The following is a 14067-nucleotide window of genomic DNA, read 5'->3' on the forward strand; positions in this document are numbered from 1 at the left end:
TCGGGCCAAGCGACAAAAGTTATTATACAAGAACGACCCCCAGTTGTCAACAACTTTTTTCGATTTTTTCAAAAAGATTAAATCGAGTTCAGAAGCCCTTGCAATTCCTCGCCTGTAAAGTTGTAAACCTTGTCGCAGAATTGGCAGGTGAGCTCTGCTTTGCCTTGTTCTTTGATGAGAGACTCCAGTTCTTCACGGCCCATGCTGATGAGGGCGCGGCTCACCCGCTCCCGGCTGCAGTAGCAACGGTACTCCACGGGCTCCTCGCTGAGGACCTCCAGATCGAAAGCGGACAGGACACGCTCCACCAGGCTGCGGGCGCTCTCGCCGTTGCGCATGGCCTCGGTTACGGGGCCCACCTTGGCAATACCCTCTTCAATAGCGGTGATGACGCTGTCGTCGGCACCGGGCAGCAGCTGGATCAGGTAGCCGCCGGCACACAGCACGCTCTGGTCCACATCCACCAGCACGCCCAGGGCGCAGGCAGAGGGGATCTGCTCGCTCTCGGCGAAATAGGAAGTGATGTCCTCGGCGATCTCGCCGGACACCAGGGGGATGGTACCTACGTAGGGCTCCTTCATATTCAGGTCCTTGATGACGGTCAGGGAGCCGTCCTTGCCCACGGCGGAGCCCACGTCCAGCTTGGCGGGCCCCTTCAGGGGCAGGTCCACCATGGGGTTGACCACATAGCCACGGGCGTTGCCGCTGCTGTCGGACACCACGGTGATGCCGCCCAGAGGGCCGTCGCCCTTGATGCGCAGGGTGACAGAGCCGTTTTCCTCCTTCAGCTGGTTGCCCATCATGGAGGCAGCCATCAGGGAGCGGCCCAGAGCGGCGGTAGCCACAGGCAGGGTCTTGTGGATCTGTCTGGCCCGCTCCACCATGGCCCGGGCCGAGATGGCGGAGGCCTTAACAGGAGCGTCCTTGGCCAGAACGCGAATGATCGAATCTGACATACGATTAAAATTCCTTTCGTGCGGCGAAAAAGATGCGCTCTTCCCCCGGAGCGGGTCTGCGCATCTTCAGCTCGCCATATTGCTTGATCTGCCGGAAGCCGGCCTGCCGCAGCATATCCTCCAGTTCCACAGGCTCGTAGGCGTATTCCTCATGGACCTCCTCCATGCGGTCCCACAGCCCGTTTTCCATCTGGAAAAAGAGGTCAAAGCCATAGGTGCAGATCCGCCGGCGAGGGGAGTACTCCGCCCGCCAGATGCAGCAGGCGTCCTCGTCCTCATCCATGAAGAGCTGGCCGTCCAGCCCCCGCAGCTTGTCCGGAGTGTTGATGTCGAAGAGGAAGAGTCCTCCCGGCATCAGAAAGGTGTGGACCCGCTGGAAGGCCCGGGCCAGCTTTTTGGGCCGGGTCACGTAGTTCACGCTGTCCAGGCAGCAGACGCAGGCGTCGATGGTGCCGTACAGGTCCAACTCCTCCATGGCCTGGTGGAGGAAGATGGGGGGGATACCGGAGACATTCCGGGCCTTCTCGGCGGCCTGTGCCAGCATTTCCTCCGACAGGTCGGCGCCGATCATCTCATACCCCCGCTCTGCCAGCTCACAGGTCAGGGAGCCGGTACCGCAGGCCAGGTCCAGCACGGTGTGGATGGGCAGCTTGCTGCGGGCAAAGTGCTTCTCCAGATAGTCCGCCCAGGCGGCGTAGGGAACGTCGGCGGTGAACCGGTCGTAGCAGCCCGCCAGATACTCATACGCCATTGCTGTTCTGCTTCTCCTTTACCCGGGGGAGAACGGCCTGATAGCCGTCGGCGCCGTACTGCAGGGAGCGGTTCACCCGGCTGATGGTGGCGCTGGAGGCGCCGGTGCGCTCCAGGATGTCGTTGTAGATCATGCCGTCAGACAGCAGCATGGCTACCTCGAAACGCTGCTCCATGGCCCGCAGCTCCGCCACGGTGCACAGGTCGGAAAAGAACTTGCGGCACTCGTCCAGATCCTTCAGGGTGAGGATGGCCTGATAGAGCAGGTCGCTGTGTTCCCGTTTTTCGTTTTTCGTCATAGAGTGTTTGACCTCCTGATGATTCTCTTTCGGAAACCGTCGGGCAGTGATGCCACCGCCCGTTTCTCTTATTTTATCAAAGTGAAGTGTGGAAGTAAACCTCTTTTTTTACTTTTCCAACAATACATGACCGTCTGGAAAGGGTTGGGAGAGAATTTGTGACATTTTTTCTCTTTTTTTGCCTTGCTTCACAGAGTAAAGCGTAATATAATACCGCCTGGGGAAAGCCATCCCCATGGTTTGCCGACGGGAAAAGGCCAATGTGCGAATCCCCGCGGCAGGAGGAACCAAATATGGTGAAAGCGATCGTAGGCGCCAACTGGGGCGACGAGGGAAAGGGTAAGATCACCGATCTGCTGGCGGAAAAGTCCGATGTGGTCATCCGCTTCCAGGGCGGCGCCAATGCAGGCCATACCATTATCTGTGATTATGGTAAGTTTGCCCTGCATCAGCTGCCTTCCGGTGTGTTCTACACCCATACCACCAACATCATCGGCAACGGTGTGGCGCTGGACGTCAACAAGTTTGCCGCCGAGCTGAAGCATCTGGAGGACGGCGGCGTGCCCGCCCCCCACATCATTGTGGACCAGCGTACCCAGCTGCTGATGAGCTATCATGTGCTGCTGGACAGCTGTGAGGAGGAGCGCCTGGCCGGCGCCGCCTTCGGCTCCACCAAGTCCGGCATTGCCCCCTTCTATTCCGATAAATACGCCAAAATCGGCATCCAAGTGGCCGATCTGTGGCATGAGGACCGGCTGAGAAACCAGATCAAGCACATCTGTGACCTGAAGAACGTGCTGCTGGAGCACCTGTACCACAAGCCTGCCCTGGACCCCGACGCTCTGTTTGAGGAGCTGATGGGCTACAAGAAGATCCTGGAGCCCTACGTGGGCGACGCGGTGACCTTTGTGCACCAGGCCCTGAAGGAGGGCAAGCAGGTGCTGCTGGAGGGCCAGCTGGGCTCCATGAAGGACCCCAACCTGGGTATCTGCCCCATGACCACCTCCTCCCACACCCTGGCCGGCTTCGGCACGGTGGGCGGCGCTGTGCCTCCCACGGCCATCAAGGATGTGGTGACGGTCACCAAGGCCTATTCTTCCGCCGTGGGCGCGGGCGCCTTTGTCAGCGAGCTCTTCGGCGATGAGGCGGAGGAGCTGCGCCGCCGTGGCGGCGACGCCGGCGAGTACGGCGCCACCACCGGTCGTCCCCGCCGGGTGGGCTGGTTCGACGCCGTGGCTACCCGCTATGGCTGCATGGTGCAGGGTACCACTCAGGTGGCCCTTACCGCCATTGACTGCCTGGGCTACCTGGACGAGATCAAGGTGTGCACCGGCTACGAGATCGACGGTAAGGTGACCCGGGACTTCCCGGTGCCCGCCATGCTGGATCAGGCCAAGCCGGTCTACACCACCCTGCCGGGCTGGAAGTGCGACATCCGGGGCATCACCGACTTCAATGCCCTGCCCCAGCAGGCCAAGGACTATGTGGCCTTCCTGGAGAAGGAGATCGAGTGCCCCATCACCATCGTCTCCACCGGCCCCAAGCGCCACGAGATCTGCTATCGCTGAGCAAATAGACAGAAACGGCCGCCGTCCAGATGGACGGCGGCCGTTTTTATGGTTTCAGGAGCGTTTGCGGAACAGACGGTGGAAGAAGCCGCCCTTCTTTTCCTGGGGGGCGGGGGCGCTGGCGGCGGCGTGGGCCTCCTGTACAGCCCGCTCCATCAGAGCTGCCTGGGCGTCGATGGCGGGGGCGCCATCCTCCCGGGAGACGGGGGAGTAACCGCCGTCGGGACCCATGTTGCGGGCCTTCACGTTGTCGGAGCAGAAGAGCTCCACATAGGAGCGGATCTGGCGGCGGACGTCCGGGTCCACCACTGGGCAGGCGATCTCCACCCGCCGCTCGGTGTTGCGGGTCATCAGGTCGGCGGAGCCGATGTAGAGCCGGGTGCCCTCGCCCACGCCAAAGGCGTAGATCCGGGGATGCTCCAGGTAGCGGCCCACGATGGAGAAGACCCGGATGCGGTCGGTGAGGCCGGGTACGCCGGGACGCAGGCAGCAGATACCCCGCACGTTGAGGGTGACGGGCACGCCGGCCTGGCTGGCCGCGGCCAGCTTGTCGATGAGGTCCCGGTCGGTGACCGAGTTGACTTTGACAAAAATGCGGGCGGGCTGGCCCTGACGGGCCTTTTCGATCTCCCGGTCCATCAGCTCCAGAAGACGGTTTTTCAGGCTGTAGGGTGCCACCAGCAGCTGGTGGTAGTCGCCGTGGAGGTTGGAGGTGGCCATGTTCTGGAAAAAGGCCGCTCCGTCGCCGCCAATGGCCGGGCTGGCGGTCATCAGGCAGAAGTCGGTGTACAGCTTGGCGGTCTTTTCGTTGTAGTTGCCGGTGCCGATCTGGGTGATGTACTGGATGTGGCCCTTTTCCCGGCGGGTGATGAGGCAGATCTTGGAGTGGACCTTGAAGTGCTCAAAGCCATAGAGAATGGTACAGCCAGCCTCCTCTAGCCGCTGGGCCCAGGCGATGTTGTTCTGCTCGTCGAACCGGGCCCGCAGCTCCATGAGCACCGTCACATCCTTGCCGTTTTCCGCGGCGGCGGCCAGATACTCCACCAGCTTGGCGGTGGAGGCCAGACGGTAGATGGTGATCTTGATGGAGAGCACCGCCGGGTCGTTGGCGGCCTCACGCACCAGCTGGAGGAAGGGCTCCATGGAGTGGAAGGGATAGAACAGCAGGGTGTCCCGCCGCAAAATCTGAGGAATGAGCTTTTCCCCCTTCACCAGCCCGGCGGGCCACTGGGGGGTATAGGGCGGGTAGCACAGGGCGGCGGCGCTCTCCTTGGGCAGCTTGCCCTCCAGAGAGTAGACGTAGCCCATGATGAGGGGGCTCTTGGACTTGAATACCTGATCGGCAGTCAGATTGAGCCGCTGGCACAAAAACTGCTGGAGCTCGGCGGAGGCCTCTCCCTGGATCTCCAGGCGCACGGGGGCCAGACGGGCCCGCTTCTTCAGCACCTTCTGCATGTGGGCCCTAAAATCCTCGCCCACGTCGTAATCCTCGTCCTCGGGGCTGATGTCGGCGTTGCGGGTCACCGAGATGACACACTTCTCCTCCACCTGGTAGGTCTCAAAGAGCTGGTCGGCGTAGTGGAGCACGATCTGCTCGGTGAGCAGGTAGCGCAGACCCTGCTCCTCCAGCTGGTAGTAGAGGGGCAGCGCCTTGGGGATGGGCACTAGGCCGAAGCAGCGCTCGCCGCCCAGCCGCAGGGTGAGGGCGATGGTCAGACTGTTGGAGGGAAGGTGAGGGAAGGGGTGGTGGCTGTCCACCACGATAGGGGACAGGATGGGCAGGACATAGTCCTTGAACCACCGCTCCGTCTGCTTGCGCTCCTTGCCGTCCAGCTCCGCCGGGGTCAGGTTGCAGATGTTGCAGGTGCGCAGGCGCTTTTCCAGCTGGGAGATGATCTTGTCTCGCTGCTTGTAGAGGGCGGGCACCGCTTTGAAGATGGCCTGGAGCTGCTCGGTGGGGGTCAGGCCGCTCTTGCTATCAACATGGGTCTGCTTGGACAGAGTCATGTCGTAGATGGACCCCACCCGGATCATGAAGAACTCGTCCAGGTTGCTGGTGAAAATGGCGGCAAACTTCAGCCGCTCAAACAGGGGGACGTGCTCGTCCCGGGCCTCCTCCAGCACCCGCTCGTTGAAGCGCAGCCAGGACAGTTCCCGCTCCTGGGTGTAGCGGGTGTCGATCTCTTTATGCATCATGACTGGTTACCCCCATAACGCGATGAAGCAGGTAACCCTCCCGCACGCCGCAGGTGCTGACGGTGACGGTGGATACCTGATAGGCGTCCAGAATGGATTTGAGAATGGCCAAACCGGGCAGAATGGTGTGGACCCGGTCGGGCACCGAGCGGAGGATCTGCTTCAGAGTGTCCTGGTCCCCCTTTTTCAGCCCTTTATAAAGGGAGCGGATCTCTTCCGCCGGAATGACCTTGTTGTCCGGGTCGGCGCCGGACAGGTCGTTGCACAGCTTGGCGGCGGCCCGGAAGGTGCCGCCCACGCCGGTGAGGTGGTCACACTGCAGACCGGCGTTGCGGGCCTTTTCCAGCTCGGTGCTTACCTCGGCCCGGATGGCCTTGCGCTCCTCCCGGGTGGGGAAGAGGCCGGAGACATACTTGGTGAAGAGGGACAGGGAGCCCATGGGCAGGGAACAGCCCGAGGTGATGGCCCCGTTCTGATAGGCCACCAGCTCGGTGGAGCCGCCGCCCACGTCGGCCAGCAGGCCGGTGCCCGGGGCGCCGCCGCCCACGTCGGCCAGCAGGCCGGTGCCCGGGGCGCCGCCGCCCACCGTGGCCCCCAGGAAGGAGAAGGCAGCCTCATCGGCGCCGGAGAGTACCTCTACCTTAATGCCGGTGACTGCCTGGATGGTCTCCAGGGCCTCCTCGGTGTTGACGATGTTGCGCAGGGACGCGGTGCCGAACACATACAGATCGGCAATATCAAAGTTGTGCAGCAGCTCCTTGAAGCCGGCCAGCACCCGGCAGGCCACCAGGATGCCGCTGTCGGACAGTACTCCGTTTTTGATATAACCGGCCAGGCCGGCCATTTCTTTTTTATTCATTAACAGTTTGAACGTTCTGCCCTCCCACTGGTAGAGGGACAGACGGATGGTGTTGGAGCCAACATCCACGATTCCGCATTTCATGGTCGGATGCACCTCTCTTTAGACTCTTCTTTTAAGTTTACGCGATTTCTGGCCCATTATCAATGGGATTTACAGAAGCTTTACATGCCTCATCCATAGTCCGCCGGGCGGCGATGAGGGCAAGCCCGTCTCCCAGGGTGCAGAAAAAGGCGGATAAGACGGCGAGCTCCTCGGCGGAGCGGTTTTTGGCCAGCTGTGCCCCGGCCAGGGCGGCGGCGGCTAGCAGGGTTTCGCCGGAGGGCGGCGTGTACACAGGCCTCATCTCCCTTCCTTCCAATGTATGGCGGCAGGAGATGCGGGTTGACGGCGGCGGCCGATGTGGGTACAATGGAGAGACGAAAGGGGAAGAACACCATGAATATGCCTCTGATTTTACTTTATAATCTGGATACCCCCAAGGGCGCGAAGATCCGGCGGATGTGCCTGCCGCTGGGGCTGCGTACCCGGCTGGTGAAGCCGGAGGAGTACGGCCTGCCGCTGGGCGAGCTGGTGGAGGGGACTGTCCCCGAGACGCCCTGGACCGGGGAGCCTTTTTCCGATGAGATGCTGGTGCTGGTCAACTGCACCGGGCCGCTGCTGGACCGGTTCCTCCAGGGCTTCCGCCGCAATAAGATCCCGCCGGTGGCCCTCAAGGCGGTGCTGACCCCCACCAACCGGACCTGGGATTCCGCCGCCCTGCATGGTGAGCTGCTGCGGGAGCGGCAGGCCATTCAGGAGGGCCAGGCCGCCCATGCTGGAAAAGAGGGAAACTGACGTGCACAATGAACTGACCAAAAAGGACATCCAAATGATGCGGGAGGAGCTGGACTACCGCCGGATCCAGCTGCGTCCCCAGCTGCTGGAGGCCGTCAAGGAGGCCCGGGCCTTCGGCGACCTGAGCGAGAACTTTGAGTATAAGGCCGCCAAGCAGGAGAAAAACCGCAATGAGGGCCGAATCCGTTATCTGGAGAACATGATCCGCACCGCCAAGGTGCTGCCCGACGAACCGGTGACCGACGGTGTGGGCCTCTATGATAAGGTGACCGTCTTTCTGGAGGACGAGGGGGATACCGAGACCTATCAGATCGTCACCACCATGCGGCAGGACGCCCTCCACGGCCTGATCAGCAAGGAGTCCCCTATGGGCAAGGCCCTGCTGGGCCGCAAGGTGGGGGAGACCTTCCACATTCAGGTCAAAGACAACTACGGCTATGACGCCAAGGTGCTGGCCATTGAAAAGGGGGAGGACGACGGCTCCGCCCCGCTGACCGGATTTTAACGGAACATGCAAAACGCCGCCCCCTGCATAGGCAGGGGACGGCGTTTTTGGAGCCATTATTTACATGTTGGCCTTGGTGAGAGAGGCAAGCAGCAGGCGGGCGCCGTGCTGCAGGTACTCCTCCCGGGTCAGGCCCAGGGTGCGCTGGATGTAGGCTTCCCGCTTCTCGGCGGTGTGGACCATGCCGGACAGAGCGGACCAGAAGAGCAGCACGGTCTCCATAGGGGGCAGCTGGGAACGGACCGCGCCGTCCGCCGCGCCGCGGACCAGGAAATCGGCCAGCTCCTGCTCGATCTCATCGCTGACCCGCAGAATGTCCGCCATTCCCTTCTGAACCGTTTCGCCGCCCTGAGACAGGGGAATGGCACCGGTAGCCGCATCATAGGCGGTGGGATTTTCGTCATAGAAGCGGACAATGGCCTGGCATACCGCGTCGTAGGCCTGGAACCAGTCGGTGTGACTCTCAATGGCCTCGTGCAGCTTCTTCTTCAGGAGCACCATGCCGCTGAGGAGGATGGCGTTGATGATCTCCTCCTTGCTCTGGAAGTAGACATACAGCGTAGCCTTGCTGTACTCCGCTTCCCGGGCGATGTCGTCCATGGTGGTCTTTTCGGTGCCCTTCTCCGCGAAAAGCCGCTCGGCGGCGGCCAGGATGGAGCCCCGATGGAATTCAGTCAGCGCCTGTTTTTTGCTCATCGTACTTCCAACCTTTCCATTACCCTTTCAGTAATTATACTTGTGGTTTAAGAAATGATATCATGCTTTGAAAACGATTGCAAGGTTTTTCGTGAATTTTTGGGGAAGAAGGCGAATGGTTTTGAAGGGGTCGACAAAAAAGACCTTGCCAAACCTGGGAGTGCATGCTATAATACCAAAGTCAATTGAATTGCAGGTATAGTTCAGTGGCAGAACGTCAGCTTCCCAAGCTGAATATGAGGGTTCGATTCCCTTTACCTGCTCCATAAAAATAGCCACACCGAAAGGTGTGGTTATTTTTATGGATACCGTGGGAAATTAAAATGCTCGGGGCAAATGAATTGCCCCTGCGCCGAGGTTTTGCCGAAGGCAAAACGCTCGTACGGCGCAAAAGCGCCGTCGGCCGGAAGGCCGATAGAGAAGAAGGACATCCGAAAGGATGTCCTTCTTTTTTACTCCAATCAAACCTTGCCCAGCTCTACGTTCCGGTGGTAGGCAGCTTCTACCGCCTCGATGGCGGCGGAGCGGAAGGCATGGGCCTCCAGGGCAGCCACACCGGCGATGGTGGAGCCGCCGGGGGAACATACCTCGTCCTTCAGTTGGCCGGGATGCTTGCCGCTCTCCAGCACCAGAGCAGCGGAGCCCAGCACCATCTGAGCGGCATAGGCCATAGCCTGCTTGCGGGGCAGGCCCACCTTTACGCCGCCGTCGGCCAGAGCTTCAATGAAGGGATAGACAAAGGCGGGGCCGCAGCCTGCCACGGCGGAGAAGGCGTCCATCTGGTTTTCGGTGATCCGATCCACCCGGCCCGCCTTGGACAGGATGGTCTCCACCGCCTGATAGTGCTCCTCTTTGGTATCCGCCTCACCGGTGAGGGCCAGCATGCCCATGCCGATGGAGGCGGGGGTGTTGGGCATCACCCGCAGGATGGGGTTGGGCAGGCCCAGCCACTGACGCAGGGTGGCAATCTGAAGACCGGCGGCGATAGAGACCAGCACGGTGTCCGGCTTGCCCTGCAGCACGGGGGCCAGTTCCTTCACCACGCCCTCCATCACCTGGGGCTTGACGCACAGGAAGACGTACTTTGCCTCCTGGACGGCGGCAATATTGTCCGCTGCCACGGTGCAGCCGCAGGAATCTGCCAGGGCCTGGGCCTTGGCAGTGGAGCGGTTGGTGATGATGACCTGATCGGCTCCGATGGCCTGACAGGCCGCCTGAATGAGGGCGCCGCCCATATTGCCGGTGCCGATGAATGCCGATTTTTTCATATGAGATCCCAGCTTTCCTTCATAAGATGCAATGAGCGCCAGCTTGTCCCGCCGGCTCAGTTGTTTGATGGCATACTCCCGCCGCAGGGCTGCTCCCTTGTCGGGGCAGGCCTCCCGGTAGACCACCTCCACCGGCAGGCGGGAGCGGGTATACTTGGCCCCCTTGCCGCGGTTGTGGACCGCCGCCCGCTTGTCAATGTCGGCGGCGGTGCCGGTGTACAGGGTGCCGTCGGCGCACCGCAGGATATAGACCCAGTACGCCATGGCCTTACCAGTCCGGCCGGAGGACGGGGGAGAGCTCCAGGTCGGCAAACACCGACCGCACCGCACTCTCATAGTCCAGGGGGTCCCGGGCCTTCTTAATGGCCTTGGACAGCTTATCCCCGTCCAGGAACAGGCGGATCAGGTAGAACCAGACCTCCTTCATCCGCAGCATGGCGTTGCGGCGGCTACCGAAGGCCTCGGCGTAGCTCTCATACACCTGGTCCACAAACCCGGCCAGTTCCTCTTTATTGGCGGAAGGGCCGCCCTTGAGCCGACGGGCCAGAGCGGGATCTCCTGCCAGACCACGGCCCAGCATGAGCCGCTCCGCCGCCGGAAAGGTAGCCTGGAGCCGGGCGGCGTCATCGGGGGTGTAGATGTCTCCGTTGTAGCACACCGGGAAAGGGGAGCCCTCCAGTGCGGCCCCGAAGCAGTCCCATCTGGGGGTGTTTTTGTACATGTCGGTGCGCACCCGGGGATGGACGATGAGCTCCGCCAGGGGGTACTTGCGGAACATGGCCAGCAGGGCGGGGAACTCCGCCGGGTCCTTCAGGCCGATCCGGGTTTTTACCGAGATGGCACAGGGGGCATTGGAAAAAATCTTATCCAGAAAGGAATCCAGCTCCTCCGGGTGTGCCAGAAAGCCGGAGCCCTTCCCCTTGGCCACCACGGTCCCCGAGGGACAGCCCAGATTCAGGTTGACCTCCGGATAGCCCATGGCGGCCAGCTCTCCCGCCGCCCAGAGAAAGTCGTCGGCGCTGCGGGTGAGCAGCTGAGGCACGGTGGGCAGGTCCCCATTCTGCTCCGGCAGGACCTCCCGCAGCTCCCGCTTGGTAAAGCGGTGGTCCTGGGTGGGGGTGAGAAAGGGGGTGAAATACCGGTCCACCCCGCCAAACCAGCGGGCCAGAGCCCGCCGGTAGTACACGGTAGTCAGCCCCTCCATGGGGGCAAGGGATACCATCAAACAACTCGCTCCTTTAACTTGCTGTAGAAAATTGTAGCAGGGCGGGCCGCCGCCGTCAAGCGGCCCAATAGGCAAAAAAGGGGTTGACAGAGGAGGGGATGTATGCTATTTTAATGACGAGGTTAGCGATAGCTAACCATATAAAATGCGAGTTGGTTAGTTATAGCTAACAATGAAAGGAGCACCAACTATGTCCCTGCAAGCCGCCTTGATCGAGCATGGTTCCCCCACCTTGACGGGACTGAAGCCTGCCAGTCTGTTCCGCATCCAGCCCGAGGATGAGGCTGACTTTGTGGACCAGTTTCAGGCCTGCCGGCAGGAGCTGGAGGGACATGGGCTGGTGCTCACCCTGCTGAAGGGCTGTCGGAAGACAGGGGCCTATCTGGTTTACCTCTATCGGAAGGCGGAGCTGGAAGCCCTGCTGGGCCAGGCGGAGCACGCCGACTTTCTCCGGGAAATGGGCTATGAGCCATGGGAGGACAGTCGGGGCTGTCTGCGGCAGCTGGCTGCCCGGCTGTGCCTGGAGGGGGAGTTTCCCCATGAGATCGGTGTGTTTCTGGGCTATCCGCTGGCGGACGTGAAGGGCTTTATCCGCCACAAGGGCAAGAACTTCACCCTCTGCGGCTGCTGGAAGTGCTACGGAGATCCCCGGGAGGCGGCCCGGCAGTTCCGGCGATTCAAAGACTGCACCAGCGACTACCGCCGCCGCTTTGCCGGCGGGGCCACCTTGAAGCAGCTGACGGTGGCGGCCTGATTGGTACATTTCTATTATTTATATAGACTATGAAAGGATGATCCTACATGAGCAAGATCGCAGTAGTTTATTGGAGCGGCACCGGTAACACGGAAGCTATGGCCAAGCTGGTAGAGGAGGGCATTGTGGCCGCCGGCGGCCAGGCCGACCTGCTGCCTCCTACCATCTTCACCCCCGACCTGGTGAGCAGCTACGACGCCATTGCCTTTGGCTGCCCCTCCATGGGCGCCGAGCAGTTGGAGGAAGGGGAGTTCCAGCCCATGTTTGACGCCGTGAAGGGGAGCCTAAGCGGCAAGACCATCGGCCTCTTCGGTTCCTACGGCTGGGGTGACGGCGAGTGGATGCGCACCTGGGCGGAGGAGTGCGAGGACCTAGGCTGCAAGCTGGCCGATGAGCCGGTCATTGCCCATGAGGTCCCTGATGCCGATGCCGCCGACGCCTGCCTGGCGCTGGGCAAGGCCCTGGTGAGTTGAGTAAAAAGCAGAAGAGCGTGCTGCCGTTGGGCAGCACGCTCTTTTTTTGTTTATGCCATTTCGCCCGCCAGGGAGCGCTCCATGTAGTCCCGGATGATCTCCGGGTCGTCAGTCTGGCCCAGCACCCACATCAGCTTGGTGACAGCCGCCTCGGTGGTCATGTCCCGGCCCTGGATGACCCCCTGGGCCAGCACCTTCTGTCCCACCTCGTAGACGGAGAAGTCACTGGGCTCGTAGAGACACTGACTGCATACCACCACAGTCATGCCCGCCTGGGCGGCGGTTTGCAGCTTGGCGATCAGATCCCGGCGGACAAAGTGAAGTCCGCCCGCCCCGAAGGCTTCAATGACGATGCCACGGTAGTGCATCTGTAGCAGCATATCAAAAATCTCCGGGTCCAGGCCGGGGGTCAGCTTGATGAGGAAGACCTTGTCGCACAACCGGTCCCGCAGGGCGCAGGCTCCGGCGGTGGTGGGGATGGCCTCCCGGTGGATCTGAAGACCCTTGCCGTCCACCGAGGCGGCCAGAGGCCAGTTGACGCTCTCGAAGGCGTCAAAGTCGGTGGTGCGGGTTTTCACGGCCCGGCAGCCTAAAATCACCTTCCGGTCAAAGGCCAGGAAGACCCCCGCCACGCCGGAGGCCGCCATGGCCAGGGCGGTGCGCAGATTCTCCATGCCGTCGCTGAGGGGGTGGGTCATGGGCAGCTGAGCCCCGGTGAGCACCACCGGAATGGAAATGCCCCGCAGCATGAAGGACAGGATGGAGGCGGTGTAGGCCATGGTGTCGGTGCCATGGGTGATGACGATGCCGTCATAAGCGTTCCGCTGTTCAAAGACCCGGCGGGCAATGGTCTGCCACTCCTCTGGCTGGATGTTGGAGGAGTCCAGATGGAGGATGTCCCGGATGGTGATGTCGTAGGAGTCGGTGACGCCACGGGGGAGCAGTTCCGCCAGATCCTCCCCGTCCAGGCCGGGGGCCAGACCTTCATCGGTGGGCAGGGAGGCGATGGTGCCGCCGGTGGTGAGGAGCAGGATACGGCTCTTCACTTAAAACACCTCCGCCAGGGCGTCCGCCCGGCCCGTGGCCTCGGCCAGAATGGCCTCCTTGTCCCGGGTCACGTCGTCCAGACCCTCGGCGGCCAGGCACTGGAACTGGGGGATGCCGTACATGGCGCACAGGGCCTCCAGCTGCCGGGCGCCCATCTCCATCCAGGCGGTCTCCGGCTTGGAGAAATCCCCGCCCCGGGTGGTGACCAGCAGCAGCTTCTTGGCCTTGCACAGGCCCACGCTCTTGCCGTCGGCGTCATAGCCGAAGGTGATGTTGGTGACGGTGATCCGCTCCAGATAGATTTTCAGGATAGCGGGGAAGGACAGCTCCCAGAAGGGGGCGGCCATGACGATCTTGTCGGCGGCGGCAAACTGCCGGGCCGGGGCAAACATGGGATCGTCCAGCTTGCCCGCGCTCCACAGCGCGTCCCGCTCCGCCAGTACCTCAGGGTACTGAGGGACCAGACGGTCCTTGCACAGGTCCACCTCGGTGATCACGCCGTCCCCATGGGCCTTCTGCCAGCCCTCCAGGAACCGGCGGGCCAGCTTCAGCGAGCGGGACCGGTCTCCCCGCACGCAGGCATTGATAAAGAGAAGTTCTTCCATTTGATTCACGCTCCCGCGTCTGTTTTCCC

At 61.8% G+C, this 14067-nt stretch carries 16 protein-coding genes and 1 tRNA gene; 6 read left to right on the forward strand and 11 right to left on the reverse strand.

The window, feature by feature from the left end; genetic code table 11:
• Positions 1–77: 77 nt before the first annotated feature.
• The 3 genes from hslO to J9789_RS04090 are packed head-to-tail and all read right to left on the reverse strand — an operon-like array spanning position 78 to position 2005.
• A complete protein-coding gene (hslO, locus tag J9789_RS04080) occupies positions 78–956 on the reverse strand; it encodes an Hsp33 family molecular chaperone HslO (RefSeq protein ID WP_209342643.1) in 879 nt (292 codons plus the stop codon).
• Positions 957–960: 4 nt separating this feature from the next.
• Positions 961–1707 carry a class I SAM-dependent methyltransferase gene (locus J9789_RS04085; protein WP_209342645.1) on the reverse strand — a complete coding sequence of 249 codons (747 nt, stop codon included), beginning with the start codon at positions 1705–1707 and terminating at the stop codon, positions 961–963.
• On the reverse strand, positions 1697–2005 hold the full coding sequence (locus J9789_RS04090) for a YerC/YecD family TrpR-related protein (protein ID WP_209342647.1): 309 nt from the start codon (positions 2003–2005) through the stop codon (positions 1697–1699). Before J9789_RS04090 ends, J9789_RS04085 begins: the two co-directional genes overlap by 11 nt.
• 293 nt (positions 2006–2298) lie before the next feature.
• Here J9789_RS04090 and J9789_RS04095 point away from each other — a divergent pair, with 293 nt between their 5' ends.
• Positions 2299–3573, forward strand: coding sequence for an adenylosuccinate synthase (locus J9789_RS04095; RefSeq protein ID WP_209342649.1), 1275 nt, complete (start codon positions 2299–2301; stop codon positions 3571–3573).
• Between the two features lie 54 nt (positions 3574–3627).
• Here J9789_RS04095 and ppk1 read toward each other — a convergent pair whose 3' ends face one another.
• Genes ppk1 through J9789_RS04110 form a run of 3 tightly spaced genes read right to left on the reverse strand, consistent with a single transcriptional unit; the run spans position 3628 to position 6974 of the window.
• On the reverse strand, positions 3628–5769 hold the full coding sequence (ppk1, locus tag J9789_RS04100) for a polyphosphate kinase 1 (protein ID WP_245185061.1): 2142 nt from the start codon (positions 5767–5769) through the stop codon (positions 3628–3630).
• A complete protein-coding gene (locus tag J9789_RS04105) occupies positions 5759–6712 on the reverse strand; it encodes a phosphatase (RefSeq protein ID WP_209342651.1) in 954 nt (317 codons plus the stop codon). The genes ppk1 and J9789_RS04105 overlap by 11 nt, the downstream gene beginning before the upstream one ends.
• 37 nt (positions 6713–6749) lie before the next feature.
• Positions 6750–6974 (reverse strand): DUF6774 domain-containing protein, encoded by a 225-nt coding sequence (locus J9789_RS04110; RefSeq protein ID WP_209342652.1) that lies wholly within the window; start codon positions 6972–6974, stop codon positions 6750–6752.
• Positions 6975–7066: 92 nt separating this feature from the next.
• Between J9789_RS04110 and J9789_RS04115 the strand changes: the two genes are divergently transcribed.
• Positions 7067–7465 (forward strand): DUF3783 domain-containing protein, encoded by a 399-nt coding sequence (locus J9789_RS04115; RefSeq protein ID WP_209342653.1) that lies wholly within the window; start codon positions 7067–7069, stop codon positions 7463–7465.
• 1 nt (position 7466) lies between these two features.
• The gene (locus J9789_RS04120; RefSeq protein WP_209343715.1) at positions 7467–7970 is read left to right on the forward strand and encodes a GreA/GreB family elongation factor; all 504 of its coding nucleotides are present in this window, start codon (positions 7467–7469) and stop codon (positions 7968–7970) included.
• 60 nt (positions 7971–8030) lie between these two features.
• Here J9789_RS04120 and J9789_RS04125 read toward each other — a convergent pair whose 3' ends face one another.
• The gene (locus tag J9789_RS04125; RefSeq protein ID WP_209342654.1) at positions 8031–8666 is read right to left on the reverse strand and encodes a TetR/AcrR family transcriptional regulator; all 636 of its coding nucleotides are present in this window, start codon (positions 8664–8666) and stop codon (positions 8031–8033) included.
• 192 nt (positions 8667–8858) lie between these two features.
• Between J9789_RS04125 and J9789_RS04130 the strand changes: the two genes are divergently transcribed.
• Positions 8859–8932 (forward strand) — tRNA-Gly (locus tag J9789_RS04130).
• Positions 8933–9127: 195 nt separating this feature from the next.
• On the opposite strand, the gene proC is transcribed toward J9789_RS04130, so the two are convergent.
• Both proC and J9789_RS04140 read right to left on the reverse strand, forming a co-directional pair.
• Complete coding sequence (gene proC, locus J9789_RS04135; RefSeq protein WP_209342655.1) at positions 9128–10198, reverse strand: pyrroline-5-carboxylate reductase; 1071 nt, start codon at positions 10196–10198, stop codon at positions 9128–9130.
• Between the two features lie 4 nt (positions 10199–10202).
• On the reverse strand, positions 10203–11156 hold the full coding sequence (locus J9789_RS04140) for a tRNA-dihydrouridine synthase family protein (protein WP_245185102.1): 954 nt from the start codon (positions 11154–11156) through the stop codon (positions 10203–10205).
• A gap of 193 nt (positions 11157–11349) precedes the next feature.
• Here J9789_RS04140 and J9789_RS04145 point away from each other — a divergent pair, with 193 nt between their 5' ends.
• On the forward strand, positions 11350–11913 hold the full coding sequence (locus J9789_RS04145; protein ID WP_209342656.1) for a DUF3793 family protein: 564 nt from the start codon (positions 11350–11352) through the stop codon (positions 11911–11913).
• Between the two features lie 47 nt (positions 11914–11960).
• Positions 11961–12386, forward strand: a complete 426-nt coding sequence (locus J9789_RS04150) for a flavodoxin (protein ID WP_209342657.1) — start codon at positions 11961–11963, stop codon at positions 12384–12386.
• Positions 12387–12436: 50 nt separating this feature from the next.
• Here J9789_RS04150 and J9789_RS04155 read toward each other — a convergent pair whose 3' ends face one another.
• Together J9789_RS04155 and J9789_RS04160 are read right to left on the reverse strand one after the other, a co-directional pair.
• On the reverse strand, positions 12437–13432 hold the full coding sequence (locus tag J9789_RS04155) for an asparaginase (RefSeq protein WP_209342658.1): 996 nt from the start codon (positions 13430–13432) through the stop codon (positions 12437–12439).
• Positions 13433–14038: an NAD(P)H-dependent oxidoreductase gene (locus tag J9789_RS04160; protein ID WP_209342664.1), complete on the reverse strand. Its 606-nt coding sequence runs from the start codon at positions 14036–14038 to the stop codon at positions 13433–13435. It lies immediately after the preceding gene.
• Positions 14039–14067: the final 29 nt, after the last annotated feature.

The organism is Flavonifractor sp. AGMB03687, from assembly GCF_017811815.1.
In the GTDB taxonomy this organism is placed as follows: Bacteria; Bacillota; Clostridia; order Oscillospirales; family Oscillospiraceae; genus Flavonifractor.

Bases quoted from the DNA above. Each gene is read 5' to 3' on its own strand.
- J9789_RS04090 (WP_209342647.1), bottom strand. From the start codon at position 2,005: ATGACGAAAAACGAAAAACGGGAACACAGCGACCTGCTCTATCAGGCC.
- J9789_RS04125 (WP_209342654.1), bottom strand. From the start codon at position 8,666: ATGAGCAAAAAACAGGCGCTGACTGAATTCCATCGGGGCTCCATCCTG.
- J9789_RS04115 (WP_209342653.1), top strand. From the start codon at position 7,067: ATGAATATGCCTCTGATTTTACTTTATAATCTGGATACCCCCAAGGGC.
- J9789_RS04150 (WP_209342657.1), top strand. From the start codon at position 11,961: ATGAGCAAGATCGCAGTAGTTTATTGGAGCGGCACCGGTAACACGGAA.
- J9789_RS04160 (WP_209342664.1), bottom strand. From the start codon at position 14,038: ATGGAAGAACTTCTCTTTATCAATGCCTGCGTGCGGGGAGACCGGTCC.
- hslO (WP_209342643.1), bottom strand. From the start codon at position 956: ATGTCAGATTCGATCATTCGCGTTCTGGCCAAGGACGCTCCTGTTAAG.
- ppk1 (WP_245185061.1), bottom strand. From the start codon at position 5,769: ATGATGCATAAAGAGATCGACACCCGCTACACCCAGGAGCGGGAACTG.
- J9789_RS04145 (WP_209342656.1), top strand. From the start codon at position 11,350: ATGTCCCTGCAAGCCGCCTTGATCGAGCATGGTTCCCCCACCTTGACG.
- J9789_RS04105 (WP_209342651.1), bottom strand. From the start codon at position 6,712: ATGAAATGCGGAATCGTGGATGTTGGCTCCAACACCATCCGTCTGTCC.
- proC (WP_209342655.1), bottom strand. From the start codon at position 10,198: ATGGCGTACTGGGTCTATATCCTGCGGTGCGCCGACGGCACCCTGTAC.
- J9789_RS04085 (WP_209342645.1), bottom strand. From the start codon at position 1,707: ATGGCGTATGAGTATCTGGCGGGCTGCTACGACCGGTTCACCGCCGAC.
- J9789_RS04110 (WP_209342652.1), bottom strand. From the start codon at position 6,974: ATGAGGCCTGTGTACACGCCGCCCTCCGGCGAAACCCTGCTAGCCGCC.
- J9789_RS04095 (WP_209342649.1), top strand. From the start codon at position 2,299: ATGGTGAAAGCGATCGTAGGCGCCAACTGGGGCGACGAGGGAAAGGGT.
- J9789_RS04140 (WP_245185102.1), bottom strand. From the start codon at position 11,156: ATGGTATCCCTTGCCCCCATGGAGGGGCTGACTACCGTGTACTACCGG.